Here is a 24,312-nt window from a genome sequence, read left to right on the forward strand (position 1 = left end):
CTGTGGGAGCCAGCTTGCTGGCGATGGTAGCGGTGCGCTGTATCAGCCGAGCCCCGTCGCCGGCATCGCTGGCAAGCCAGCTCCCACAATGGTGTATGGGCCCTGTGGGAGCCAGCTTGCTGGCGATAGTCGCGGTGCGCTGTATCAGCTGAGCTCCGTCGCCGGCATCGCTGGCAAGCCAGCTCCCACAAGTGCCTCACCCGCCTGGAACACCCCAACCCTGTGGGAGCCAGCTTGCTGGCGATAGTCGCGGTGCGTTGTATCAGGCGAGTCCCGTCACCAGCATCGCTGGCAAGCCAGCTCCCACAAGTGCCTCACCCGCCTGGAACACCCCAACCCTGTGGGAGCCAGCTTGCTGGCGATGGTAGCGGTGCGCTGTATCAGACGAGCCCCGTCACCGGCATCGCTGGCAAGCCAGCTCCCACAATGGTGTATGGGCCCTGTGGGAGCCAGCTCCCACAAAGCTGACCATTTCTTTAATACCCGCGTGCGAAATCCACTTCGCCGCGCAGTGCCTCACCCGCCTGGAACGCCCGCAGGTTGTCGACAAACAGCTGCACCATCAACGACGGCGATGTCGGCGCCGAGCTATGACCGGTCAGCAGCAAACCCCAGGCCGTCCAGAATGGATGCTTGGCCGGTAACGGCTCCTGACGGCAGACATCAATGATCGCGCCCGCCAGATGCCCCACACGCAAGGCTTCAACCAGGTCTGCATCCACCACGGCCACACCGCGCCCGGCATTGATGAACACAGCCTCGGGGTTGAACAGTGCAAAGAGTTCGGCGTCGTACAGGTCGTGGGTTTGCGGCGTGTTGGGCAACAGGTTGACCACGTAATCCATCTGCCCCACCAGCCGCGGCAAATCGCTCAATGTGGCAACTTCCCGGAACGGCGCCTGTTCCCGGGCAGTGCTGGCAATGGCGTACAGCTCAACCCCGAAGGGTACAAGAAACTGTGCCACGCTCTGGCCAATGTCCCCTGCCCCGACAATCAACACCTTGCGCCCTACCAGGCTGCGGCCGGTGCGGTTGTCCCACTTGCGTTCAACCTGGCTCAGCAGGCGCGCTATGACTTCACGCTCATGGCCGAGCATATAGGTCAGCACATACTCGGCCATCACCTGGCCAAAGATGCCGACTGCCCGGCTTAACCGGTAATCGCGCTGCAGGCCGTCGGCCAGCAAGGGGGTGATGCCGGCCCAGGTTGATTGCACCCACTGTGGTTTGTGCCCTTGACGCAACAGGGTCGCCAGCAGGTCCGGCTGCCCCAGCCACACCGGGCAATCTGCAGCCATCTTCGCCAATTGCGCCGAATCGCCGCTGGTCTGCACTTCCAGTTCGGGTGCGGCCTGCTGCAAGAGTTGGGCGTAAAGCGGGTAATCGTGCTCGGCAATCAGGACGCGCATGCTTGTAACCTTCCTAAAACACTGCAGCGCCCGCCGCCGGGATCGCCCCCGTAGCGTTCGGCCACCGCCAATCAAAATGAGCCTTTTGCGACAGGCGCCCGGAACCGGGCGCCGGGCGCCGGGCATTTACATCGGGTCGTTACGACGCAACAGCTCTTCGGGCAAGTGCTCGATATATTCGTCCTCGGCCGGCGGCATCTGCAGGTGATAGCCCTGGGTATCCAGGTTTTCCAGCACCTTGTGAATGTCTTCACGGGACAGGGCGCGCTCGGGGCTCAGCACCAGATCGAACGCGTGGTGCGGCTTGCCAAAGGCATTCATCAGGGACTCGGGCACACGCTCCAGAGCATCGGCCTTAAGCACGTACAGGTACATTTCGTTGCGTTTGAGGCTGCGGTAGATAGAGCAAATACGTTTCAAGAAGGTTCTCCAGCGGTGGCCAGGCTATCGAGCAAAGCCTGGCCCATCAGCTCACGGCGCCATCCGCGCAGTGAGTCCGGCAAGTGATAAGGGCCATTGGGAAAGCCGCTTTTAAGCAGGGCTTCCAGGGTTTTCTTGCGCAGCATCAGTTCCGGCGCAATGTTCAGACGTTCAGCTTCTGCCTGACCGATGGCACGCAGGCGCTTGATCAACGCGGCGGCTTCAACCGGCAACGGCTCAGGCACAGCCGGCGGCCATTGCTCTGGCGGCAGACTGGCAGCGCGCTTGATCATGTCCAGCAAAAACTCGCCATCCTGACGCACGGTGCGCGGGTGCATATCTTCAATACGCGCCAGGGCCACCAGATTGTCGGGCTGGGTTTTCGCCAATGGCCACAACGCATGCTCACGCACTACACGATTGCGCGGCAGATCACGGGCCCGTGCCTGCTGTTCGCGCCAGGCGCAAATTTCACGCAGTACTGCCAGTTGCGCAGGTGACAGCTTCCAGGCCAGCTTGGCCTCACGGTACACCTCGTAAGGGTCCACTTCACGGCGCAGATTGGCCACCAGTTCGGCGCCGTCCTCCAGCACCCAGGCGTACTTTTCATCCGACAGGCGCGGACGCAGCAACACATACACCTCGGCCAGATGCAGGGCATCTTCGGCGGCATAGCTGATCTGGGTTTCCGACAGCGGACGCTGCAACCAGTCAGAACGGGTTTCACCTTTGGGCAGGTCGAGGTCAAGGACTTCCTTGACCAGGCGCGAGTAGCCCATGGAGAAGCCCAGGTTCAGGTAGGCCGCGGCCAGTTGCGTGTCAAACAGAGGCGCCGGCAGGCTGCCGGTCAGGCGTAACAAAACCTCGAGGTCTTCGCTGCAGGCGTGCAGCACTTTGACCACTGCCGGGTTTTCCAGCAGGTCGGACAAAGGCTGCCAGTTGTCGATGGTCAGGGGGTCGATCAGGTAAGCGCGCTCACCGTCGCCAATCTGGATCAGACCGGCAATCGGGTAAAAGGTGTCGACCCGCATGAATTCGGTGTCGAGGGCTACGAATGGCAGGCTCTGCCATTCGGCGCAATGCTGGCCGAGGCTATCGTTGTCGCGAATCCAGTGAATATCGATGGCCACACGGCTCTCCCTTGAAGAATGGCGCGCAGTATATATCGCCGCCAGGGAGTTCCGGGCATTGACTGACACTCTAAGCGACGAAAAACCTACACAATTTCAGGCAACTACCGTCACAATTTTTATTCCTGAGCCGGGTGATTTCCCAAACCTGCAGGGTACGGTGCTTTGAAACCGCAAGAACACCCGTCAGTGTCCACGCAAACAAGAGTCGAGGATTAACCCATGCCTGTCCCCCGCAAGCTGTCCGGTATTACTTTGGTGCTGGTGGGCCTTTGCGCCTTCAGCACTGCAGCACTGGCGCAAGACCTTGTTCCCGGACTCGATGCCGCCGTGACCGAAGGTGCCACACAGTTGATGCAGACCTATGGTGTTCCGGGTCTGAGCATTGCCGTCAGCGTCAATGGCAAGCAGCACTTCTACAACTTCGGCGTAGCCTCCAGGGACACCCGGGTGCGCATCAGTTCCGACACCCTGTTTGAGGTCGGTTCGATCAGTAAAACCCTGACCGCCACCCTGGCCACCTATGCTCAGATCAATGGTCAGCTGTCACTCGACGCCCCGGTTTCCCGATACGTTCCCGAACTTCAAGGCACGGCTTTTGGCAAGGTGCAACTGACCCATCTGGCCACCCACACCGCTGGCGGTTTCCCGTTGCAGGTGCCAGACGCCGTACAGAATGAACAACAGTTAATGGACTACTTGAAGGCCTGGAAACCGGTCTACCCCGCAGGTACCCAAAGAAGCTACGCCAACCCGAGCATCGGCATGCTGGGCCTGATTACCGCCAGGAGCATGAACCAGCCTTTTGCCCAAGCCATGGAAAACACCTTGTTCCCCGCACTGGGCCTGCACAGCACCTATATCGATGTGCCGAAGAGCAAGATGGCCCTCTATGCCCAAGGCTATGACAAGCAGGATCAACCGGTCAGGCTCAATTCCGGCATGCTGGGCAACGAAGCCTACGGAGTCAAAACCAGTAGCCGTGACCTGATTCACTTTGCACAATTGAATGCCTTGCCGGGCAAGCCGTCGACAAAAATCCAGCAGGCCATTGGCGACACTCACACCGGCTACTTCCGGATCGGGCCCATGACCCAGGATTTGATCTGGGAGCAATACGCCTACCCGGTCACGCTGAAGAATCTGCTGCTCGGCAATTCGGACAAAATGGCCTACGAGAACAATGACGCCATCGCCCTGCACCCGCCATTGGCACCACAGGAGGCGGTGTGGATCAACAAGACAGGCTCCACCGGTGGCTTTGGCGGCTATGTGGCGCTGATACCCGTGAAAAAACAGGCGGTGGTCATACTGGCCAACAAGAACTACCCCAACAGTGCCCGCATCGAACTGGCGTATAAAATCCTCAACGCCCTCGACTAAGCCTCTTTGCGCACGATGTAGATGCTGCCCAGTGCATAACCGGGCAGCACATCGTAATGCTTGAGGATGCTGAAACCTGCCAGGGCAAACTGGGATTCAATTTCTTCCTTGCGCACGACAATCCGTTGCGAGTCCCTGCACTGATCCACAGAGCGCCCCACACATACCGACAGGATCAGGCTGTCGCGGCTCACGCGGTGCAGTTCGCGCAGGATGGCCAGGCGATGTTCGCTGTCGCGAACATGGTGAAACAGCTGCATGCAGAAGATGCTGTCCACCGCGTTTTCGGACATGTCGATGGAAAACACCGAGCTCTTGAACAGTTTGATGCGCGCCAGCAAGCTGAGCGGATGGTGGGTCTGGGCATGATCGAGCATGCCCTGGGAAGAATCGGCGGCGAGGATTACCCGGTTACCGTGCTCTGCCAGCACGGGCCAGAAACGCCCGGCACCGCACGCCAGATCCAGCACCAGCCCCGGCTCGCCCGCCACCTTGAGCGCCCGGCGAACCAGCCGTTTTTCACGCCATAACGCCAGCCTCCGGACAATGCCCTGCGGCCGCACTTCGCGGCACACTTGCGCATGCTCGCGGTCGTAGCGTTCGGCGAATTCAAGCTCAACGGTGGAAGGTAGCTGCGATGACATGGCCCGCGAACTCTAGTGTTTGGTTATGTTCGACACAGAGACTAGCGGGGCACCAGTGAAAAAATTGTCAGAAAACCATAAAACCCGGATAGAAAATTGATCAATTCTGCGGGAGCGAGCTTGCTCGATCCCGCAACACCGAATCACGCCTGCTGCAGATACCAGCGCCAGTCCTGCTCGCCGACTTCGCCCATGAACTGGCGGTACTCGGCGTTTTTGACTGCCAGATAGACCTTCAAAAACTCCGGCCCGAACGCCTCTTTGGCCCAGGATGAGCCTTCAAGCGCACGCAATGTGGTCAGCCAGTCGGTCGGCAGCATCTCAGTGGCCTGGGCATAACCGTTGCCCTCAACCGGAGCCCCCGGATCGCGCTGTTCACGAATCCCGCGATGAATACCGGCCAGAATCGCGGCGGCAGCCAGATAGGGGTTGGCATCAGCGCCACAGATACGGTGTTCGATATGGCGCGAATACGCGGGCCCGCCTGGCACGCGCAAGCTGACGGTGCGGTTATCCACGCCCCAGGTCGCGGCCAGGGGGGCATAGCTGTTGCTCTGAAACCGACGATAGGAATTGGCGTTCGGGCAAAACATCAACAACGAATCGAGCAAGGTGTCGAGCATCCCGCCCACGGCGTGCCTGAGCAGCGGCGTGCCGTCCGGCGCTTCACTGGCGAACAGGTTGTTGCCCTCCTGATCGGCCAGGCTTACGTGCATATGCATGCCGGTACCGGCCAGGTCATCAAACGGCTTGGCCATAAAACAGGCGACCATCCCGTGTTTGTGCGCCACACCTTTGACCAAGCGCTTGTAGCGCACGGCCTCATCCATCGCCTGCAACGCGTCGTTGCGATGCTCCAGGGTGATTTCAACCTGCCCAGGTGCGTATTCGGAAATCGCCGTGCGCGCCGGAATCCCCTGCAGCTTGCAGGCGCTATACAGGTCAGCCAGAAACGGCTCGATCTGTTCCAGTTCCCGCAGCCCGTAGACCTGGGTTGCACGCGGACGCTGACCGTCGGCATCCCGTGCCGGTTGCGGGCGACCGTTGCTGTCCCGCTGCTGATCGAGCAAATAAAACTCCAGCTCCGCCGCCATCACCGGGTAGTAGCCATCGGCTTTCAAGCCATCGATCACTTTGGACAACAAGTGCCGGGGGTCGGCCACCGTCGCCGGCATCCCCGATTGCGGGTGCATGCTCACTTGCACCGCCGCCATGGGAATCAGGCGCCACGGCATGCGCTGCAGGCTGCCACTGATCGGGAAGGCACGGCAGTCGATATCGCCCACATCCCACACCAGACCGGTATTTTCAACGTCGTCGCCATTGATGCTCAGGCCCAGAATCGTGCTCGGCAGCGGGCGGCCGTTTTTGTAGACCTCCAGCAACTCATCGCGGTGCAACAACTTGCCCCGGGGCACGCCGTTATTGTCGAGGATGAACAACTCGAACATCTCGACATCCGGGTTCAGTTCCAGAAAATCCTGGGCTTCTTGCAGCGGGGCAAACGCAGGGGTGGCACTCATGGCAATTCTCGTAAATTCGTATAAGACAGGCGTACAGGCACGCCATTTCGGGCGTAAACCCACAGACTCAACGTTAGATACGAGCATCCGGCGGGCGGGCATGCCGGCAGTGGAACAAGGCCCAAAAGGCCAGTTTTGAAGGGAGGCCGCAGGCAGAGGCCGTTGCACAGGCAAAAAAATCAGGGCAAGGCACAGCGCTTGACGTTAAAACGTCCGACAGCCAGTGGTCGCCAATCCTGATCGGGCCAAGCCTCATCGCCAAAACCATTGCCTACAAAGAACACCCAGCCTCACACGCCAGCCCGGGCAGGTCAAATACAGACATTTATACCTTTGGTTGCACTGCGACTAAACATTGGGCATCGGACCGCGACCCAAGGACACCGCCTCCCACCCCGCGACGATGAGCAGGATCAAGGTGGTCAGCGCCCCCAGGATCAGTCCTGAAAATACCTGTTCCAGGGCAGCTGGCAGCAGAATCAACAGCAGCAACATGCCCCCCATATGGGAAAACGGCGGCAGCGGGCGGTCCGACATCACCCATTTGAAAAATGCACACCCCAGCAAAAACAGGAATGGCCCGGCAATCATGGTGATCACCGCCCCAGTCGTTGCGTGCCCGGGGTGCATCAACACCAACTCGTCGGCCACCGCGCTGACGATCACCCCGGCAATCATCAGCACATGAATGTAGGTGTAGGCCAGACGCGCATGACGCCCCGGGTCACGGGCGTGGGCAATGCGTTCATGGGCCCGCTCGGCGCCGCTGTCAAAATAGATCCACCACATGGCGATGCTGCCCAGCACCGCCACCACAAAGGCCGCAAAGCCAGCAAGGCTCCAGCTCAACCGGGCAAAAGTGGCCCCCGTCACCAGCAAGGACTCGCCAAGGGCAATGATCACGAATAGCCCGCAGCGCTCAGCCATGTGATTAGCTTCAACGTTCCAGTCGTCCAGGGTCGAAGCCCCCAGCCCCGGCACCCAAAAGAACAACGACGGCGACACCAGCTCGATGGCCAGCGCCACGGCCCAGCAGGCCAGTCGCTGATTGCCTTCGAGCAAACCACCGCTAATCCAGAACACCCCTGACAACAGCATCCAGATCAAAATGCGCTGAAAGTTTCGCGCCAGCCCGGGCGACTCGGCGCGCACCACCCACATGGCAAACGCCGAGCGTGCCACCTGCATAAATACGAAGGCCCCGGCGAACAGCAGTCCGCGATCCGTGAAGGCGTGGGGGATAGACACCGACAGCAGTAACCCGGCCACCATCAGCACAAACAAGCCAATACGGATCGGGATGCGCTCGGGGTCGAGCCAGTTGGTCACCCATGAAGTAAAGATCCACACCCACCACACGGCAACCAGCAGCAAGCCCACATGCACCGCACCCAGGGCCGTTAAATTGGCCAGCAGAGAATGGGACAGCTGGGTCACGGCAAACACAAACACCAGGTCGAAAAACAGCTCGACCATGCCGACCTTGCCACTGTCATGTCTGCCTCGGCCGCGCAGCACAGAAAGAGTGCGGGTCATATTTGATCCTCCGGGAAGCAATGGCTGTGGCAGCTGATCAACCCCGCTGCCCGGATCGCAGGCAAGCCTGCAGCCACAACAGCAGCGCGCGTTATGCAGATGAACACTTGTTCATCGAACGTTTTAAAAACCTGCAGGGTCGGATGCTGCGTCTACTCTGTTTTCCTCCGCATTCTTACTTCAAGGAACCTCCCATGACCAGAACGGTTGCCGACTTCATCACTGAAACCCTGCAGCAGGCAGGTGTCAAACGTGTATTCGGAGTAGTGGGAGACTCCTTGAATGCGTTCACCGATTCGCTGCGGCGCCAGGAACAAATCCAGTGGGTTCACATGCGCAACGAAGAGTCCGCAGCCTTTGCCGCCGGGGCCCAGGCGCATTTGACTGGAGAACTGGCAGTCTGCGCCGGCAGTTGCGGCCCGGGCAATCTGCATTTGATCAATGGCCTGTTCGACGCCCATCGCAGCGGTGTACCGGTGCTGGCGCTGGCCGCGCATATTCCCGGCAGCGAAATCGGCATTGATTACTTCCAGGCCACCCATCCGGAAAGCCTGTTCCAGGAATGCAGCCATTACGTCGAGCTGGTGTCGCGGGCCGAGCAGCTGCCGCAAGTGCTGGAGCGCGCCATGCGCATGGCCATCGCCAAGCGCGGGGTGGCGGTAGTGGTGATTCCGGGGGACGTGGCGCTGCAGGCCTGCGACGCCAAAGTGCCCAACTGGCTCAAGCCGAGCCTGCCGATGATTCGTCCGCACGATACCGACATCGACCGGCTGGCCTCATTTCTCAATGCCGGCAAAAAAGTCACCTTGCTCTGCGGCGCAGGCTGCGCCGGTGCCCACAGCGAAATCCTGGCCCTGGCCGAACGCTTGAATGCACCGATCGTGCATGCGCTGCGCGGCAAGGAGCATGTCGAATACGACAACCCCTATGACGTCGGCATGACCGGGTTGATCGGTTTTGCATCGGGTTACAAGGCGATGGCCAACTGTGACACCTTGCTGATGCTGGGCACCAATTTTCCGTACCGCCAGTTTTACCCGGAGCATGGCTATATCGCGCAAATCGACCTGCGCTCCGAAGCCCTGGGCAATCGCTGCCCGCTGGAGCTGGGTCTGATCGGCGATGTTCAGCTGACCTTGCAGGCGGTGCTGCCAAAAGTGCTGCAAAACCCTGAGCGCGAGCATCTGGATACCGCCCTCAAGGACTACAAAAAAGCCCGCGAAGACCTCGACGCCCTGGCTGAAAGCGGCCCTGGCAGCTCAATCATCCATCCGCAGTACCTCAATCGTCTGGTCAACGAGCTGGCGGATGAAGACGCGATCTTCACCTGCGATGTGGGCACGCCCACTGCATGGGCTGCGCGCTACCTGAAAATGAACGGCAAGCGTCGTCTGATCGGCTCGTTCAACCACGGTTCCATGGCCAATGCGATGTTGCAGGCCATCGGCGCACAAGCGACCTTCCCCGACCGCCAGGTAATTTCCATGTCTGGCGATGGTGGTTTCACCATGATGATGGGAGATTTTCTGACCCTGAATCAGGTCGGCTTGCCGGTAAAAGTCATAGTGCTGAACAACGGCACCCTGGGCTTTGTAGAAATGGAAATGAAAGCGGCGGGGTTCCCGGATGTGGGCTGCGAACTGAACAACCCGAACTTCGCCGCCATGGCCGAAGCGATGGGGGTCAAGGGAATTCGTGTCGAGCATCCAGACGAGCTGGAAGCGGCCCTGCGTGAAGCCCTGAGCCATGACGGCCCGGTACTGGTCGACGTGGTCAGTGCCCGTCAGGAGCTGGTGATGCCACCGAGCAAAACCTTCGAACAAGCCAAGGGGTTTAGCCTGTTCATGCTCAAGACCGTAATGGACGGTCGTGCCCGGGAGCTGATCGACCTGGCCAAGGTCAATTTATTCCGCTGAAAACAACCCCGACACCCGTAGGAGCGAGCTTGCCTCGCGAGCTTTTCAGCCAAACACCCAAAAGCTCGCGAGACAAGCTCGCTCCTACAGAATTACAACGTGGCGGTATGACCGCGATGGACGGATCGACCTGGCCAAGGTCAATTTATTCCGCTGAAAACAACCCCGACACCTGTAGGAGCGAGCTTGCCTCGCGAGCTTTTCAGCCAATCAACCAAAAGCTCGCGAGACAAGCTCGCTCCTACAGGATTACAGCGTGGCGGTATGACCGCGATGGACGGATCGACTTGCCCAAGGTCAATTTATTCCGCTGAAAACAACCCCCCGACACCTGTAGGAGCGAGCTTGTCTCGCGAGCTTTTCAGCCAATCAACCAAAAGCTCGCGAGACAAGCTCGCTCCTACAGAATTACAACGTGGCGGTATAACCGCGATGGACGGATCGACCTGGCCAAGGTCAAATTATTCCCCTAAAAACAACCCCCGATACCTGTAGGAGCGAGCTTGCCTCGCGAGCTTTTCAACCACACAACCAAAAGCTCGCGAGACAAGCTCGCTCCTACAGAATTACAACGTGGCGGTATAACCGCGATGGACGGATCGACTTGCCCAAGGTCAATTTGTTGCGCTGAAAACAACCCCGACACCTGTAGGAGCGAGCTTGCCTCGCGAGCTTTTCAGCCAATCAACCAAAAGCTCGCGAGACAAGCTCGCTCCTACAGAATTACAACGTGGCGGTATGACCGCGATGGACGGATCGACCTGGCCAAGGTCAATTTGTTGCGCTGAAAACAACCCCGACACCTGTAGGAGCGAGCTTGCCTCGCGAGCTTTTCAGCCAATCAACCAAATGCTCGCGAGCAAGCTCGCTCCTACAGGATTACGTCGTTGCGGTATTAGCGCGAATGAAAGCGCCGGTTAAGCGCCATTCTTTTGGCCAGGATCTCGCGCTCCCGCTTGCGCTGGCTGCGTACCACCAGGCCCCAGACAATCAGGCACAGCAACAACCCGCTGCCACCCCAGATCACGTAAGGCATTGCCACCACCAACAGCGGCGCATCACCACCACGACGCAGGCTGGCCACGGTCTGTTGATCAACACTGAGCAACGGGTTGCCGAAACGTTGCAGGCTGTAGTTGGCAATCGCCGCCACTTGCTGATCATTCAGGTCACCACCCAATGCCGGCATGCTGACTTGCAGGTCGGCCCCTTTACGCTCCACCCCTTCAATTATCGCCATCACCAGATTATTCGGATGCAACCCGGTCAAGGCGCTGTTCTGGCTCAAGGAAGGATAGAACCCGTCGCCGGTGCCCTGCCCGTCACGCCCGTGGCAACTGGCGCACGCCGAGTTGTAGAGTCGGGCGCCATCGGTTTCGCTGGCATCGGCCAGGGTTGCCTGATCGAGCTGACCGGTTTCGAGAGTGGTCATGTCGATCGGCGTCACCACCCGCGGGGTGCTGGCGACATGGTTCCCGGTGGCAATCGCCGGGACGGTTTTCAGGTAGCCGGCCATGGCGTACAGGTCATCATCGGTCAAAAACCGCAGGCTGTTTTCCACCGCTTCAGCCATGCCGCCCGCCGCTTGTGCCTTGTTGGTGACGTGGCCGTTTTTCAGGAACGCCACCACCTCGTCATTGCTCCAGCCGCCCAGGCCGGTGGCTTTGTCCGGGGTGATGTTAGGCGCGATCCAGCCGCCCAGTGCAGCGCCCGACAAATAGCGCTCGGAGTCTTCCGCCATCAGAGCATTACGCGGGGTATGGCAGGCACCGCAGTGGGCCAGGCTATCGACCAGGTATTGCCCGCGGGTCAGCTGTGCATCGTCCGGTTTTTTGGCAACAAAACCCTGGTTGTCGAGAAACAGCAGGTTCCAGCCAAACATCAACGGCCGGATATTGAACGGGAATGCCAGTCGGGTCGGCGCCACGGCTGCGTCTACCGGTTTAACCCCCTGTTGCAGGTACACATACAGCGCGTGAATGTCTTCATCGCTCATGCCCTGATAGGAGGTATAGGGCATGGCCGGATACAACTGCTGGCCCTTGGCGTTGACCCCTTTGCGCAAGGAATCGGCCAGTTGCTGCTCGGTGTAATCACCAATGCCGTGGGTCCTGGACGGTGTGATGTTGCTGGCAATGATCTTGCCCATGGGCGAGTCGATGGCATAACCACCGGCCAGCGCCGGGCCGTCTTTTTCCACCGTACGGTGACAGGCCCCGCAGTCGGCAGCCCGGGCCACGTATTCGCCTTGCTTGATCAGCGCGGCAGTATCTTCGACCGCCCACACGGACAGCGAAGCAAACAGGCTGCACAGGGCAACCAGGGGGCGTAGCGCGCAGAGGTAGGGATTCATGGCTCAGACCTCCCGCGCAATGATGTCGGCCACACGAATGCTCAAGGCAACCCCGGTCAGCGTCGGATTGATGGTGCCCGATGCCGGAATCACCCCGGTGGTGGCCAAAAACAGGTTCGGATGATCGAAGGTGCGGCACTCGTGGTTGACCACCGAGTCCTTGGCATCAGTGCCCATGATTACGGTGCCCATCAGGTGGTCGCGGTTCTGCCAGCCGGTGTTGCCCTCAACCACGGTACCGCCCATGACTTTGACGAAGTCGGCATAGTCGGCGTCCACCCCGGGCTTGGCGGCTTTGACGTAATCACCCACTTCGTAATTGATCACCATCATCGGGATGCCCAGGGCATCGGTGCGGGTGGTACTCGGGCGGATGGTGTTGCTCGCCAGCGGCAAGGTTTCGTACACCGTCGACACATCCACCCAGCGTGCCGAATCGTGACGAATTCGCTCGTCCAGTTCCTTGCCGAAAATGCCCTGCTCGATCAGACGATTGGCCACGGCCATGTTCGGCACGTTGTTGGCAAAGGCATGTTTGACCGACGCCCGTTCCTTGCGGAACGCGCCATCGCGACGGTTGAAAATCCCGCCTTGCTGCACCGCTCCGCGCCCCGGCCATACCGGCTCGTCGGCCAGAAACTGCAGCCCCTGACCAGTGTGGTCCATCAGGTTGCGCCCCACCTGGTCCGAGGAGTTGGCCACCTCGGAAATCAACAGCAGCTTGGGGGTTTCCAGGCCATTGGCGGCCACCACAAAGTACTTGGCGGTGAGCCGCACGTTATCGCCCTTGGAGCTGCGGTAATGCACGGCAACGATCTTGCCGCCTTCGCCTTTCTCCAGCTTGTATGCCGTGGCGTCGGTCAGCAGTCTGGCCCCCGCCTGCTGCGCGTGCCGGGCATGCACATCACCGCTGTACATGGCGCCAATGGGGCATACCGGCATGCAGTTGTTGTTGCCGCTGCACGCAGGGCGATCGTCATAGGGCATGGTGGCACGACCGTTGGGCTCATGTAGGAACACATAGCCGGCCGGGGCCAGACGCGCGCGAAGGCGCTGGAACAGGTAGGTATCGCCTTCTGGCGGCATGGGGTACGGCGTCGAACGCGGCGGAAAGGCCTCGCTGTCATGCCCGCTTTGATCCTGGGTATCACTGCCGCATACGCCCAGCGCCACTTCGGCCCGTGCGTAATAGGGTTCCAGCTCGCTGTACTCCATCGGCCAGTCGCGGCCAACCCCGTACAGGGTGTTGAGCTTCATGTCGTTGGGCAGGTAACGCCAGCAGGCTGCCGCCCAATGCCAGGTGGTGCCGCCGACCAGTTTCAACATGCCCGGACGAAACTCGAACGAGCCGATATTTTCTATGTACTGCTCATCGTAGGAATGACGCGCCCATGGCTCATTCGGATACGGCGAGTTGTAGTTACTCTTGTTCGAAGAGTTGCGAAAGTTTTCAACGATTTTCCAGCGGGGAATGGACTCACCTGCTTCCAGAATAATCACTGACTTGCCTTGTTTGGCCAATTCAAAAGCTGCGTTGCTGCCCAAGGCTCCGGACCCAACAACAATGACATCAGCATCAAAGACCTGACTCATGGGTACCCCTTGTTTTAATCGTTAGCGACTGTAGACGGCGGATCAACCCAATAGTTGGTATGCCCCCGGGAGTAGGTGGGGATCACGGTGGCATCCAGGGTCGGCGTGTACGCCAGCGCACCGGTGAAGGTCACCAGCCGGGTGTCGTCCACGGCCCGCATGCTGACCGGAGTGCCGGTATAGCCCAGGTACCAGGCGCGGACGATTTTTTGCACCGTGTCCTTGTACTGCGGGTTCTGATAAACCGGGCTGGCGCTCAACATCGAGACCCGGCTCAAACCATGCTGGCGGATGCTGCCCCACAGCCCCCTGACCTTTTCCTGGAACAATGGATCGGCCTCGGTACAGCGTGCCAGCACGCGCAGCGTGAGGCTCGGGTCCAGCGCATCGCGCTCGGTGAGGAACAGTGAAAGCTGGTGCAAAAGTTCGACATCATCAGTGGCGGCATTATTGATGCCTTGCGCCAGAACCGAACCCGCCCAGGATGAAGAAAGAAGTCCGGCACCGGTTATGGCAGCGCCAGAAGACAGTAACTTTCTGCGGGATATCACATAAATCTCCTTGATCATCAAAAATAAAGGCTGACACCTAGACCTTCGATAAATCAGGTTGTTACAAAGAATGATCAAACATCCTACAGAGATTAGTGATGGAGCTTCATGAATACCGGCTGATACCCCCTACCCGTTGCAGGAGCTGGGCGCTTGACCCGGCAAGGTTGCGATGTGGCCCCGCCATCGCCTAATATACGTTTCATATACATTTCATATTGAGCATTTAGATGGGCATTGTAAAAATCTCGGACGCCATGCACGAGAACCTGCGGCTGGCCAGCAACGCTTTGAGCCGCTCGATCAACGCACAAGCGGAGCACTGGATGCGTATCGGCATGCTGACCGAATTGCATCCAGGCCTGGATCACAACCAGATCTGCCGCCTGCTGATTGCCGCCGAACTGGACGGAGGCCTCGATTTGAAACAGTTGTGCGCCGCCACCCAAGCCACTGCAGGAGTCGATCAATGAGAGCCGGTGTCGTGATCAACAGCCCGGCGCAGATCGCCCAGTCAAAGATTGCCGGCAAGCTGGCCGCCGAAGTGCTGGCCATGATCGGCGCCCACGTCAAAGCGGGCGTCACTACCGACCAGCTGGACCAGATCTGCCACGACTACATCGTCAATGTGCAGAAGGCCATTCCCGGTAACGTGGGCTATCACGGTTTCCCGAAAACGGTCTGTACCTCGGTCAATCAAGTCGTCTGCCACGGCATCCCGAACGCAGTGCCGCTCAAGGACGGGGATATCGTCAATATCGACATCGCCGTGGTCAAGGATGGCTGGTACGGCGATACCAGCCGCATGTACCTGGTCGGCGATGTCGATCCGCAAACCCGTCACCTGGTGAAAACCACCTACGACGCCATGTGTGCCGGGATTCGTGTGGTTCGCCCGGGCGCAACCCTGGGCGACATTGGCCATGCCATCCAGTCGCTGGCCGAAAAGGAAGGGTTCAGTGTGGTCCGCGAGTACTGCGGTCATGGCATCGGCAAGGTCTACCATGATGAGCCGCAGGTCCTGCACTACGGCTACCCGGGCCAGGGCATGAAGCTTAAAACCGGCATGATCTTCACCATTGAGCCCATGCTCAATGCGGGCAAACGCCATGTCAAAACCCTGGCGGACCAGTGGACCGTAGTGACCAAGGATCAGTCGCTGTCGGCCCAGTGGGAACACATGGTTGCCGTGACGGATGACGGTTTCGAAGTGCTCAGCCCCTGGCCCGACGCCAGTGACGAATACCCCGCCATCTAATGGTTGTGGGAGCCGGGCTCCCACAACCATCAGTGACTGCCATCAGCCGTTCTCGAACTGCGAGCGGATCTTGAACAATTCATTGTCGCTGGTCACACCCAGCTTTTTGTAGGCCGATTGCTTCTGGGTGCTGATGGTCTTGATGCTGCGGGAAAACTTCCCGGCGATTTTCGTCACCGACATGCCCTCAAGACAGCAGCGCAGCACTTCGCGCTCACGAATGGAAAGGGTACTCAAACCGGTCAGTCCCCCCTGGTCTGACCCGCTGTCGGCAGAGGTTTCCAGGCTGCTGCGGGTCGAAATTTCGTTATGTTTGAGCTCCAGCGCCATCGCAGAATGTAAATAAATCTGGCCGGCGGCGACTTTTCTGATGGCGAGTACGACTTCATCAGAGCTTGTATCCTTGCCCAGAAACCCACTCGCACCGCAGCGCATCGCCAGGGCTACCGTTGCCGGCGTATGCAGGGCCGAAACCACCAGCAGGCGCGCCCCCGGATACCGGAGCCGCAGACCGCGAATCAAATTCAGGCCGTCAACTTCGCCGGGGCTCAGGGAGTAGTCCATCACCACCACGTCCACACTTTGCGCTCTCAACGCGTCCATCAACTGCCGGCTGCGGGTGAAACAGCCGACAATCTGCATATCTTTATGGGGGGTGAGTAACCGAGAAAACCCTTGCAGAATCAGCGCATGATCATCAAGCAACATCAAGCGAATCGGGTTCAACATGGATGCCATGGCAACTTCCTCTTTACCTCTCAGCGTTGCTGAACCAGGTATTACTCCATATGACCCTTTATCAGGGGCGTTCGTACCAGCACTTCAACCAGAGTCAAAGCCAAAACCCGCACCAACACTAAGGGCAAAGAATCGCGCGTTATGATATGCCCGCTTCCCGCCACAAAAATAAGAATCGTCTCAAAAAGCAAAAGTGTCTTACCCCCACCAGCCTCAGCCAACATGAAGTCAGCCGCGCCAGAAAGCAGCCCAATCACTGCACCCCGCCTAGCCGCATTTCGCTCGTACAGAGTGAAGTCAGGGGTGGCGGACAAAACCATCGACCAACAGGAAAGCAAGCTCAAAAAACTGTCTGGCTACCTGAGGGATCAAGGCTCACCTCTGACACGTGCAACTGTGGCTGCTTGGCTCGACACAATGAGTCTATCCAGCAAGACGAAGGCTCAATACTTGTTGGCAGGCTCAACGTTCTGGCAATGGGCAATCAAACACGACACCCACTGGCGGAGCGACTACTCAGAGAAAGACAGCCCCTTCACAGGGCAAGAACTCCCGAAGGTGCGTGCCAAAGATAAAGCTGAGTCAGCTCGAAAGGCATTCACAACAGAAGAGATTGAAAGCCTTTACGCCGCTGCCAAGTTGAGTGGGAACGACACGCTGTGCGACCTGATAATGCTTGGCTCTTATACAGGCTGCCGCATTGAGGAGATTGCCCAGCTTCGCGAGGACTCGATAATCACTGTGGAAGGCATCAGAACCTTCAAGATCAGTGACAGTAAGACGGTAGCTGGCATCCGAGAGATTCCCATCCACCCGTCACTGGCAGAAGTCGTTGATCGACTCATAGACAAGAGCACTGACGGCTTCCTGCTACCAAGTTCATCAGGCAACAAGTACGGCATTCGATCCGATCCACACAGCAAAGCATTCAGTAGGCTGAAAACAGCACAAGGTTTTGGCAGTCGTCATGTATTTCACAGCGTGCGGGCAATGGTAGTCACACTCCTCGTTCGTGCTGGTGTACCTGGCCCTACGGTTGCCAACATTGTGGGTCATGAAACTGGATTGGTGACATTCGACGTTTACGACGAAGGCGCCAGCCCCAAACAGAAGCAAGCTGCCTTGAGCAACCTTGATTTCAACTTCAACTGTTAGCGCGGACTGGTGATTTTCAGGGCACATGAAATAGATAAACTCTATCGATTTGCACTTATAGATTGACAAAGCGCATGAATTGTTGTACAATACGTACATAAGGAAGAGAAACTCTTCAGAACCTCAGCACTTCCCTTCCAGTTGATGCTTGAGTCGGTCTGAAGGTTATGACCCAACCCATGTGGTCATTGCTGTAGTTGGCACTACCCTCTTTGTCAGCTACAGCCTTCCTTTCCAATTGATCAATACACAAGACACCACATGCGCAATGCTGTGGTGTTTTTGTTTGTCTGCAATAACATTCGTACACCAACCCCCATACCAATAACTTCTTCAAAGGAGGATAGACACATGACCAACAACAAACTCTGCTTGCATTGCGGAAAAATGCTTATCAATAAACGAGTAGATGCCAAGTACTGCAATGCTGCCCATAGGGTTGCACGATGGCGGCTCAATCAGGAGCGCACTGTTTCAATTAAGCTATCCGTGCCAAATGCTCAGTTCATTAAGTGGAAGGCTGAGGCTGATGTTAGCGGGCTTTTGATCAACGCATTCTTACTGAGCAAGGTCACTCACAACACACAAGGAGCAACAGCATGACCATCAAGCTTTCTGATAAAGCTTCTGCGCAACTAAGTAACATCATGTACTTAGTTGGCAAACAGAATGAAAACTACGTGGTGGCGCAGATGATCAATGTCTTTGAACTCGATCTATCGAAGCCCAAGCCAAAGACAAAGTGATGTCGGCAACAGGTCGCATATAAGCCGCACAGAGCGACGACACATCAAGATCCAACCCAACTTGCCAGTAGAGTCGCAAGAGTCCTCACGGAGCCTCTCAGGAGCTTGTACGCCATACTATTCAAACAACATAACATAAGGAGTTATCAATGACCAACACCAATACAGACAAGATTGTAATCAAAGGCATCCCAGCGAAGTTTGATCCAAACGAGCTGGAACGTCGCCAACAACAATCACAATGGGCATACACACAGACCAGCCAATGTTGCGAGATAATCAGAGCAGCAATCCCCCAGCAACTCCTGCAATCAGTTTCTGACAAAATGGCAGCAGGGTACACTCTCTCAAAATACCCCATAGTGATGGAATCGTTAAATTACTCGGCACACTTAGTGAAGCCACCAGCAATGCAGGAAGTTGATATTGCAACTATCAATAATGAAGTTCGCGAATCATACAAGGCTGAACTTGAAGCTGATCGCGCCAAGTATCAAAGTCTCCTGCTTGAGCAGCTACTTCAAGCTGAGGAACAGAAGCAGGCCAAAGCGGCAGCATCTGCCAAGGAGAAGTTACTGGCACGCTTACAGAAAGAGGTGGCTGATTGTTATGCACCGCTGGTCTTCCCTGAAGCCTGACCGTAAACAGGGTTGAAAGCAGGGCATAACTCCCCTGCCAACATCTCACATTTCACGTAGAAGCTCCTCAAACCTCGATGTTCATTGGTTGTCGTCATGCTGATTGTTAGGCACGTCCTCCGATCTTTCCAAAAACATGGTTTACCGTCATACTACGGAAAATCACCTCAAGTTCTCATCCCGAAAACCTCTTGAAATTTGCCAACCCCAGCCTTTACTGGCGGGCGTTTGCTCGATTCTTTGGGTTGCACAAAAAGCATGAGCTGAGATGCAGTATAGGTATACATGAAGAAGGACTGAAAATTGAGCGAATCCCCATCAGACAGAACGGTGCGACAGTACCTAAAATTCCACTTGAGCACCCAGTGGCGTTACCAGCACACCGTCTTCTACGCCACCCCAGAAGACAGCGTTGGTCTTTTAACGGAGCAGGTGAGGTTCAAAGAAGCGCTGAGGAAGCATGCGCCAGATCAACCCTTCCTTTGCCGCATCCAGTTGCTGGGTAAAGATGAGCTGCAAGCCATCATGGTCATTTACACAACTGGCAAGGTTCATGGACTAACTGAGCTGGCTTGTAAAACATTCAAGCAGCCAATGAACACTCTCGGTCGTGGCTTGCCTGATAGTCGCCGTGATGGCGCTGCTGCCACAATCAAACGTGAACCAGCTCACAACCTTGCAGAGTTCTTTGAGAAGCCTTCAGTGCGCCGTTGGAGCGTTCTGAACAAACCCCTTATTGATCCAAGCATGCAGTACAAACACACAACACCGGTCACGTCTGCTCCAGACGACTTCTGACCTGCACTACACGCCTCCGCTACACCACCTCCACTACAAATCCTCCAAGGCTGATAAGGATTGGCCTTAGTGCCGGGCAGCTTTTGCCGTTGCTCTTAAACCATTGAGCGATAAGCGAGAAAGCTACTGATGCTTTTGCCAGCCAATCCAGCGCCAGCAAACAAAGCACCGGTATCAACAAACGACCGTTTAACGACACCAGTGAAACAGGGTGTATTTTGGTATCGTAAAATAAGGGTTGACCATACTTTGCGATACCTTTATCGTGATACCACCTTAAGCGATACCACTTTTCAAGGAGATAACCATGTCACGCACCTTCCTGTACTGCCGAGTCAGCACCGCAACACAGTTCACCGAAAACCAAGTGCAGGAAGTTAAAGCCGCAGGTTTCGACGTACAGCCCGGTCGAGTGATTGAGGAAACTGTGTCAGGCAGTGTTGCCGCTAAGGAGCGTGCCGGCTTCCAAAAGCTGCTTGAGCGCATGGAAAGTGGAGACGTGCTGATCGTCACCAAGCTTGACCGCTTGGGTCGCAACGCTATGGACGTACGCCAGACAGTTGAAAGCCTTGAAGCAACAGGCATTCGTGTTCACTGTCTCGCCCTTGGTGGTGTAGACCTCACCAGCCCAGCGGGCAAGATGACCATGCAAGTGCTGGGTGCAGTGGCTGAGTTTGAACGTGACCTGCTGATCGAGCGCACACAGTCCGGTTTGAAGCGTGCCAAGGCCGAAGGTAAGACGTTGGGTCGCCCCAAAGCTGACGACACCACAGCCGCCGTACAGGGCCTCAAAGCCGAAGGCATGTCACAGTCAGAAGTGGCATCAGAGCTTAGAATCGGCATTGCCACAGTTAAGCGCCACTGGAATAGAACATAACCCACTGTTGGGCCAATCAGACGCGCGATCACCGAAGCAATGGGGTTGCAAGGGTTGTGTGGTGAACGCCGCTTAAACAGCGCTGTAGCCGTTGAAACAATGGCGATTGGTCGCTCCATACTGGAGCTGATACCCATAATCCAAGTGCATGCATGATATAAACAAGGGAAATATGGGTAGGGAGCACAGTGAATGGGCAATCACGCGAAGATGCTGTCGGAACGCAGCAAGCACACGCAGATCACCAACGGTTATTGCGTGATATGCGGGAAATACGGACGTCTTTCCAAAGACCACGTTCCGCCGCAAGGTAGCATCACCGTAACCAAAGTGGAGCAGGTACATCTAACGGAGGTATTTGGATTAAACGCCAATCCGGTAAAAGGTATTCCGTCGACAAATGGAAGTAAGTTCAGGACAATCTGCCGCGAGTGCAATATGACGGCCTTAGGTGAGAACGACGGTGAAATTGCCGATGTATGCAAAGCACTAACCCGGCAAATCAATCACTTCTTCAGAGCCGCAAACAGCCCCGTCTCCCACGTTTATACGCCATTCAATGCAGTCAAATACTGCCGTGCAATGATCGGCCATATTCTCGCCGCCACTTCAGTAACCGAATGCCGAAGAGAACCTTGTGAAGCTCCGTATTTCACGCCACTGCAACAATTTGTTCTTGGTGATGACCACGCGCTGGAAGATACCCATGACATTTACTATTGGTTCTTCCCCCACAAACATCACCAAAGCATCAAGATATTCAGAATGGCAAATGAAGGCAATGAGTGCAGCATGAGCCTACTGTCTTTCTTTCCGCTCGCGTTCCTTCTGACCGAGAAAGGCAAAGGCATTTACCCAGCCGGAGCAATCAAGCTTGATCTATCCGATAAGTCGTTATTCGTCGACCTTTCTGCCTCAAACATCGACTTCTCCACCTTTCCCGCAGTCGGGCTGAAAGGCAATCAGTTTCTTTTAATGGCTGAAAGCATGTCGATTGTGAGCTACCCAATAACGTGATAATGCGCACCCTTCCTTATAGGAGCACCCCAAACTACAACAACGTCGAATTGAGCGCTGGAGCTTCACTGAAGAACCAAATCAGCCAATAGCCAGTTGACCGCTGTGCCGACAATGAACTGGCGGGATTTCATTTTTCATGAGGTGGATACCGCTTAAACTCACGACTACAGGCTTAACGCTGGCGATCACCCTCCTGAGGATTTTCCACCTGCCAATCCGAAAGATTGATCAGAAATGACCAGTTGGATTTCTTGAAGAGGGAGGGAATGGGAGTGGTCAAACTGAGTGGTCAAATGCCGAAAACGAAAAAGCCCCGCAGACCTTGATCTGCGGGGCTTTCGTAATAATGGCGGAGAGATAGGGATTCGAACCCTAGGTACTGTCGCCAGTACAACGGATTTCGAATCCGTCCCATTCGGCCACTCTGGCATCTCTCCAACGGCGCGCATCATAACAGCGGTTTATCTTTCTGGCAAAGCCTTATTTCAAAAAAATGCCTGCTATCAATTACTTGCACGCCTTTGGAGCTCAAAACCCTGCGCCACGCAATTTCTTCACGGGCCTGGATAAAGTCGCCCAACCCCTGATGGAAGCGTTCTTTGTTGATTTTACTGGCAGCAGCCTTGCCAGAACCTAAGGGATGTCACCATCCCAGATCACTGTTACATCGCCTTTGTACCGGCTCCCGGCATGTACGATCATCTTCTCCACCCCGTCGCGATCAATTGCAAAATCAAGACTGCCCCTGGCGTTATCCATGTACTGGGTGACATCAATGACAGTCGGTGTGCTGCTGCTCAGTGGAAGGTCTTTAACAGGCCCCCCGGCCATATAGGTGGAAAAACCCGGGGGCAACGTAACCCGAGTGTCTACCGCCACTTGATGACCCACTTCATTTTCCAGTGCGCACTGATTACCAACGGAATATTGACACTGGAGCAGCATTTTGAATGGCATGGATGACCAGAGTGAAAAATTTTGCACTGCCGACAATTTCTCCGGGCGCCGACCACGCTCCAACCATTGCTGCCAACCACCTTGAGGTACCAATGCTAAATGTTGCGAGCCCGCAGGAAATGCCACCTGCAGTACATGAGAAACTTCAAGTATAAAATTCAAGGTCAGGCGGTCATCATCAGGCAACATGACGTCACCGAAGTCCAAATCACCTCCGGGACCTACCGAAAGATCAAGTTGCCCCCGATATACCCCTGACTTCATTGAAAGAGGGTTTGGGGTGATGAGCTGATATATGAAAGTGAAATTTTCGTAGCGGAAATCCTCCAGATCAAACCTGGATATTCTCCCGCAGTTGGCTGGCGGGCCAACGCCCCAGAAAAAGCTATAGAAGGTAGTCGATAGCCTGGAATAGCCAGTACCCGAGCATCCTCCAGCACCCGCATACAACCACGAGCCGCCCACCCAAATGTCAGCGTGCCCGCCCCCGCTTATGGCACCAACACTTTTATTGAACTGGAGGCGCGCTCCAGCCCCGACTATCTGGAATCCCAGCTGCTGGGTTTGGCCATCCGTAGATACAATGGTTACATTCTTGATCTCTGTTGGCATTTTAAACAAGGCTGATTGGCGCAAATCCGCGGCATTGGCCTTTATGTCAGCGGGCAGGGTTTTAATTTTCGGGGCAAGACTATGACGCCCGGCAGCACATGCAATATTTAAACAATGCCCCGTGCTGGGTGTTGTATTAATGAATTCAGTGTTACCCGGATTCCTTGGGTCCGGGGTGAAGACTGCCGTAATATCGATCGATTCTGCCCAACTGAAAGTGGAATTCAGCACCAGCGCCAGCGCGCAGGAAAACCTGGCTATCGCGAGCATCTTCATGGCTTCACATCCACTTTTTTCGAGGCACCACCCTCTATCAAGTTATACGAATATGTTCGTCCGGGCTCTTTGTTGAACGCAAAGTCTTTCCCGGGCCGCAGATGAATCTTGCGGGTGGCCTTGCAGTCAGTGGCCTGGCTCATCGAGCAGTCTTTGAACCCATCCAGTTCTATGGTGCTGTTTCCCGCATTCTCAACGCGGTATTCAATAGCGCTGTTGTGGACCCGGGTAGTGAACCGGGTATTTTCCGGCCTGACGAAAAACACAGAGCCGTAACCGGTCAGTATATTAACGCCGGCCGACATCGAGTTTTTATAGGCTTTGCGCTCCTCCTCGGGCACCGCAAACTGGTCTTCCTTTTCAGGAACGACCGGAACAAATCGCACACGATAGTAACGCTCCACATCCCGATTCCCCAGATAGAGCAGCCGGGTACCTTGCATCCCCTTGCCAGGGATAATCAGTCGCGCCGGGCTCGCCACCAAACCTTTGCGCTCTGCGCTCAAGGGCCCCTGGTTGTCCAGCGCGGTTTCAGTCGCCTTGCCGTCGGCATCAAAGGTCATTTCGTAAATATTGACTCGCACAAAGGCCGTGCTGTCACCGACGTTATTGATGCGCTTGAGATACGAGCTCTTGTCGGAGGCCATATAGTCATAGATGGTGCCGATGTTGATACTGGGCCCTGCCTGGACCGTCGACGCAAACAGGCCCAGGCCCAGCAGGTATAAAAATTTATGCACGAAGGAGATCCTCGGTAAAAAGCCGGCGACCATCAGCGC

Annotated in this window: 23 protein-coding genes and 1 tRNA gene; 11 read left to right on the forward strand and 13 right to left on the reverse strand. The window is 56.5% G+C overall.

What is annotated here, in order from left to right; genetic code table 11:
- Nucleotides 1-476: 476 nt before the first annotated feature.
- The 3 genes from EQV90_RS14205 to rnd all read right to left on the reverse strand — a co-directional run bounded on the left by EQV90_RS14205 (nt 477) and on the right by rnd (nt 2,959).
- Nucleotides 477-1,409: a D-2-hydroxyacid dehydrogenase gene (locus EQV90_RS14205; RefSeq protein ID WP_240878280.1), complete on the reverse strand. Its 933-nt coding sequence runs from the start codon at nt 1,407-1,409 to the stop codon at nt 477-479.
- A gap of 126 nt (nt 1,410-1,535) precedes the next feature.
- A complete protein-coding gene (locus tag EQV90_RS14210) occupies nt 1,536-1,829 on the reverse strand; it encodes a YcgL domain-containing protein (RefSeq protein WP_240878281.1) in 294 nt (97 codons plus the stop codon).
- Nucleotides 1,826-2,959, reverse strand: a complete 1,134-nt coding sequence (gene rnd, locus EQV90_RS14215) for a ribonuclease D (protein WP_003446760.1) — start codon at nt 2,957-2,959, stop codon at nt 1,826-1,828. Before rnd ends, EQV90_RS14210 begins: the two co-directional genes overlap by 4 nt.
- 222 nt (nt 2,960-3,181) lie before the next feature.
- Here rnd and ampC point away from each other — a divergent pair, with 222 nt between their 5' ends.
- Entirely contained in the window at nt 3,182-4,342 is a 1,161-nt protein-coding gene (ampC, locus tag EQV90_RS14220; protein WP_202210400.1) for a class C beta-lactamase, read from the forward strand.
- Here the strand turns inward: ampC and EQV90_RS14225 are convergent.
- The 3 genes from EQV90_RS14225 to EQV90_RS14235 all read right to left on the reverse strand — a co-directional run bounded on the left by EQV90_RS14225 (nt 4,339) and on the right by EQV90_RS14235 (nt 8,045).
- Nucleotides 4,339-4,986, reverse strand: a complete 648-nt coding sequence (locus EQV90_RS14225) for a class I SAM-dependent methyltransferase (RefSeq protein ID WP_003446756.1) — start codon at nt 4,984-4,986, stop codon at nt 4,339-4,341. The genes ampC and EQV90_RS14225 overlap by 4 nt on opposite strands.
- 143 nt (nt 4,987-5,129) lie before the next feature.
- Nucleotides 5,130-6,509 (reverse strand): glutamine synthetase family protein, encoded by a 1,380-nt coding sequence (locus EQV90_RS14230; RefSeq protein ID WP_240878282.1) that lies wholly within the window; start codon nt 6,507-6,509, stop codon nt 5,130-5,132.
- Nucleotides 6,510-6,857: 348 nt separating this feature from the next.
- A complete protein-coding gene (locus EQV90_RS14235; protein ID WP_240878283.1) occupies nt 6,858-8,045 on the reverse strand; it encodes a low temperature requirement protein A in 1,188 nt (395 codons plus the stop codon).
- Nucleotides 8,046-8,239: 194 nt separating this feature from the next.
- On the opposite strand from EQV90_RS14235, the gene poxB reads away from it, so the two are divergent.
- Nucleotides 8,240-9,961, forward strand: coding sequence for a ubiquinone-dependent pyruvate dehydrogenase (gene poxB / locus EQV90_RS14240; protein ID WP_060781739.1), 1,722 nt, complete (start codon nt 8,240-8,242; stop codon nt 9,959-9,961).
- An 895-nt stretch (nt 9,962-10,856) separates the two neighbouring features.
- Here the strand turns inward: poxB and EQV90_RS14245 are convergent.
- Genes EQV90_RS14245 through EQV90_RS14255 form a run of 3 tightly spaced genes read right to left on the reverse strand, consistent with a single transcriptional unit; the run spans nt 10,857 to nt 14,458 of the window.
- Nucleotides 10,857-12,314, reverse strand: coding sequence for a cytochrome c (locus tag EQV90_RS14245; protein ID WP_240878284.1), 1,458 nt, complete (start codon nt 12,312-12,314; stop codon nt 10,857-10,859).
- Between the two features lie 3 nt (nt 12,315-12,317).
- Nucleotides 12,318-13,907, reverse strand: a complete 1,590-nt coding sequence (locus tag EQV90_RS14250; RefSeq protein WP_240878286.1) for a GMC family oxidoreductase — start codon at nt 13,905-13,907, stop codon at nt 12,318-12,320.
- Nucleotides 13,908-13,921: 14 nt separating this feature from the next.
- Nucleotides 13,922-14,458, reverse strand: a complete 537-nt coding sequence (locus EQV90_RS14255; RefSeq protein WP_240878288.1) for a sorbitol dehydrogenase family protein — start codon at nt 14,456-14,458, stop codon at nt 13,922-13,924.
- Between the two features lie 230 nt (nt 14,459-14,688).
- Here EQV90_RS14255 and EQV90_RS14260 point away from each other — a divergent pair, with 230 nt between their 5' ends.
- Nucleotides 14,689-14,931: a ParD-like family protein gene (locus EQV90_RS14260; RefSeq protein WP_003446744.1), complete on the forward strand. Its 243-nt coding sequence runs from the start codon at nt 14,689-14,691 to the stop codon at nt 14,929-14,931.
- Nucleotides 14,928-15,716, forward strand: a complete 789-nt coding sequence (gene map, locus EQV90_RS14265) for a type I methionyl aminopeptidase (RefSeq protein WP_003446743.1) — start codon at nt 14,928-14,930, stop codon at nt 15,714-15,716. Before EQV90_RS14260 ends, map begins: the two co-directional genes overlap by 4 nt.
- A 42-nt stretch (nt 15,717-15,758) precedes the next feature.
- Here map and EQV90_RS14270 read toward each other — a convergent pair whose 3' ends face one another.
- Nucleotides 15,759-16,454 carry a response regulator transcription factor gene (locus tag EQV90_RS14270; protein WP_240878289.1) on the reverse strand — a complete coding sequence of 232 codons (696 nt, stop codon included), beginning with the start codon at nt 16,452-16,454 and terminating at the stop codon, nt 15,759-15,761.
- A 303-nt stretch (nt 16,455-16,757) separates the two neighbouring features.
- Between EQV90_RS14270 and EQV90_RS14275 the strand changes: the two genes are divergently transcribed.
- The 7 genes from EQV90_RS14275 to EQV90_RS14305 all read left to right on the forward strand — a co-directional run bounded on the left by EQV90_RS14275 (nt 16,758) and on the right by EQV90_RS14305 (nt 21,685).
- Nucleotides 16,758-17,609: a tyrosine-type recombinase/integrase gene (locus EQV90_RS14275; RefSeq protein WP_240878303.1), complete on the forward strand. Its 852-nt coding sequence runs from the start codon at nt 16,758-16,760 to the stop codon at nt 17,607-17,609.
- A 351-nt stretch (nt 17,610-17,960) separates the two neighbouring features.
- A complete protein-coding gene (locus EQV90_RS14280) occupies nt 17,961-18,212 on the forward strand; it encodes a hypothetical protein (protein WP_169869703.1) in 252 nt (83 codons plus the stop codon).
- Nucleotides 18,209-18,355, forward strand: a complete 147-nt coding sequence (locus tag EQV90_RS14285) for a hypothetical protein (protein ID WP_240878304.1) — start codon at nt 18,209-18,211, stop codon at nt 18,353-18,355. The genes EQV90_RS14280 and EQV90_RS14285 overlap by 4 nt, the downstream gene beginning before the upstream one ends.
- Nucleotides 18,356-18,504: 149 nt before the next feature.
- Nucleotides 18,505-18,993 carry a hypothetical protein gene (locus EQV90_RS14290; protein WP_169869705.1) on the forward strand — a complete coding sequence of 163 codons (489 nt, stop codon included), beginning with the start codon at nt 18,505-18,507 and terminating at the stop codon, nt 18,991-18,993.
- A 303-nt stretch (nt 18,994-19,296) separates the two neighbouring features.
- Nucleotides 19,297-19,791 (forward strand): hypothetical protein, encoded by a 495-nt coding sequence (locus tag EQV90_RS14295; RefSeq protein WP_169869706.1) that lies wholly within the window; start codon nt 19,297-19,299, stop codon nt 19,789-19,791.
- Between the two features lie 307 nt (nt 19,792-20,098).
- Nucleotides 20,099-20,668: a recombinase family protein gene (locus EQV90_RS14300; RefSeq protein WP_169869707.1), complete on the forward strand. Its 570-nt coding sequence runs from the start codon at nt 20,099-20,101 to the stop codon at nt 20,666-20,668.
- Between the two features lie 192 nt (nt 20,669-20,860).
- On the forward strand, nt 20,861-21,685 hold the full coding sequence (locus EQV90_RS14305) for a metal-binding protein (RefSeq protein WP_169869708.1): 825 nt from the start codon (nt 20,861-20,863) through the stop codon (nt 21,683-21,685).
- Nucleotides 21,686-22,035: 350 nt separating this feature from the next.
- Here EQV90_RS14305 and EQV90_RS14310 read toward each other — a convergent pair.
- The 3 genes from EQV90_RS14310 to EQV90_RS14320 form a co-directional block, all read right to left on the reverse strand.
- A tRNA-Ser gene (locus tag EQV90_RS14310) sits at nt 22,036-22,125 on the reverse strand.
- Nucleotides 22,126-22,321: 196 nt separating this feature from the next.
- Nucleotides 22,322-23,533 carry a hypothetical protein gene (locus EQV90_RS14315; protein ID WP_240878305.1) on the reverse strand — a complete coding sequence of 404 codons (1,212 nt, stop codon included), beginning with the start codon at nt 23,531-23,533 and terminating at the stop codon, nt 22,322-22,324.
- A complete protein-coding gene (locus EQV90_RS14320) occupies nt 23,530-24,273 on the reverse strand; it encodes a molecular chaperone (RefSeq protein WP_191985178.1) in 744 nt (247 codons plus the stop codon). Before EQV90_RS14320 ends, EQV90_RS14315 begins: the two co-directional genes overlap by 4 nt.
- Nucleotides 24,274-24,312: the final 39 nt, after the last annotated feature.

Origin of the sequence: Pseudomonas sp. TMW22089 (assembly GCF_022496645.1) — a bacterium.
GTDB classification, from domain to species: Bacteria; Pseudomonadota; Gammaproteobacteria; order Pseudomonadales; family Pseudomonadaceae; genus Aquipseudomonas; species Aquipseudomonas paraversuta.

Excerpts from the sequence above, each read along its gene's own strand:
- EQV90_RS14205 (WP_240878280.1), bottom strand. The coding sequence starts at position 1,409 with ATGCGCGTCCTGATTGCCGAGCACGATTACCCGCTTTACGCCCAACTC.
- ampC (WP_202210400.1), top strand. The coding sequence starts at position 3,182 with ATGCCTGTCCCCCGCAAGCTGTCCGGTATTACTTTGGTGCTGGTGGGC.
- EQV90_RS14225 (WP_003446756.1), bottom strand. The coding sequence starts at position 4,986 with ATGTCATCGCAGCTACCTTCCACCGTTGAGCTTGAATTCGCCGAACGC.
- EQV90_RS14230 (WP_240878282.1), bottom strand. The coding sequence starts at position 6,509 with ATGAGTGCCACCCCTGCGTTTGCCCCGCTGCAAGAAGCCCAGGATTTT.
- EQV90_RS14235 (WP_240878283.1), bottom strand. The coding sequence starts at position 8,045 with ATGACCCGCACTCTTTCTGTGCTGCGCGGCCGAGGCAGACATGACAGT.
- poxB (WP_060781739.1), top strand. The coding sequence starts at position 8,240 with ATGACCAGAACGGTTGCCGACTTCATCACTGAAACCCTGCAGCAGGCA.
- EQV90_RS14245 (WP_240878284.1), bottom strand. The coding sequence starts at position 12,314 with ATGAATCCCTACCTCTGCGCGCTACGCCCCCTGGTTGCCCTGTGCAGC.
- EQV90_RS14250 (WP_240878286.1), bottom strand. The coding sequence starts at position 13,907 with ATGAGTCAGGTCTTTGATGCTGATGTCATTGTTGTTGGGTCCGGAGCC.
- EQV90_RS14260 (WP_003446744.1), top strand. The coding sequence starts at position 14,689 with ATGGGCATTGTAAAAATCTCGGACGCCATGCACGAGAACCTGCGGCTG.
- map (WP_003446743.1), top strand. The coding sequence starts at position 14,928 with ATGAGAGCCGGTGTCGTGATCAACAGCCCGGCGCAGATCGCCCAGTCA.
- EQV90_RS14270 (WP_240878289.1), bottom strand. The coding sequence starts at position 16,454 with ATGGCATCCATGTTGAACCCGATTCGCTTGATGTTGCTTGATGATCAT.
- EQV90_RS14280 (WP_169869703.1), top strand. The coding sequence starts at position 17,961 with ATGACCAACAACAAACTCTGCTTGCATTGCGGAAAAATGCTTATCAAT.
- EQV90_RS14285 (WP_240878304.1), top strand. The coding sequence starts at position 18,209 with ATGACCATCAAGCTTTCTGATAAAGCTTCTGCGCAACTAAGTAACATC.
- EQV90_RS14290 (WP_169869705.1), top strand. The coding sequence starts at position 18,505 with ATGACCAACACCAATACAGACAAGATTGTAATCAAAGGCATCCCAGCG.
- EQV90_RS14300 (WP_169869707.1), top strand. The coding sequence starts at position 20,099 with ATGTCACGCACCTTCCTGTACTGCCGAGTCAGCACCGCAACACAGTTC.
- EQV90_RS14305 (WP_169869708.1), top strand. The coding sequence starts at position 20,861 with ATGGGCAATCACGCGAAGATGCTGTCGGAACGCAGCAAGCACACGCAG.
- EQV90_RS14315 (WP_240878305.1), bottom strand. The coding sequence starts at position 23,533 with ATGAAGATGCTCGCGATAGCCAGGTTTTCCTGCGCGCTGGCGCTGGTG.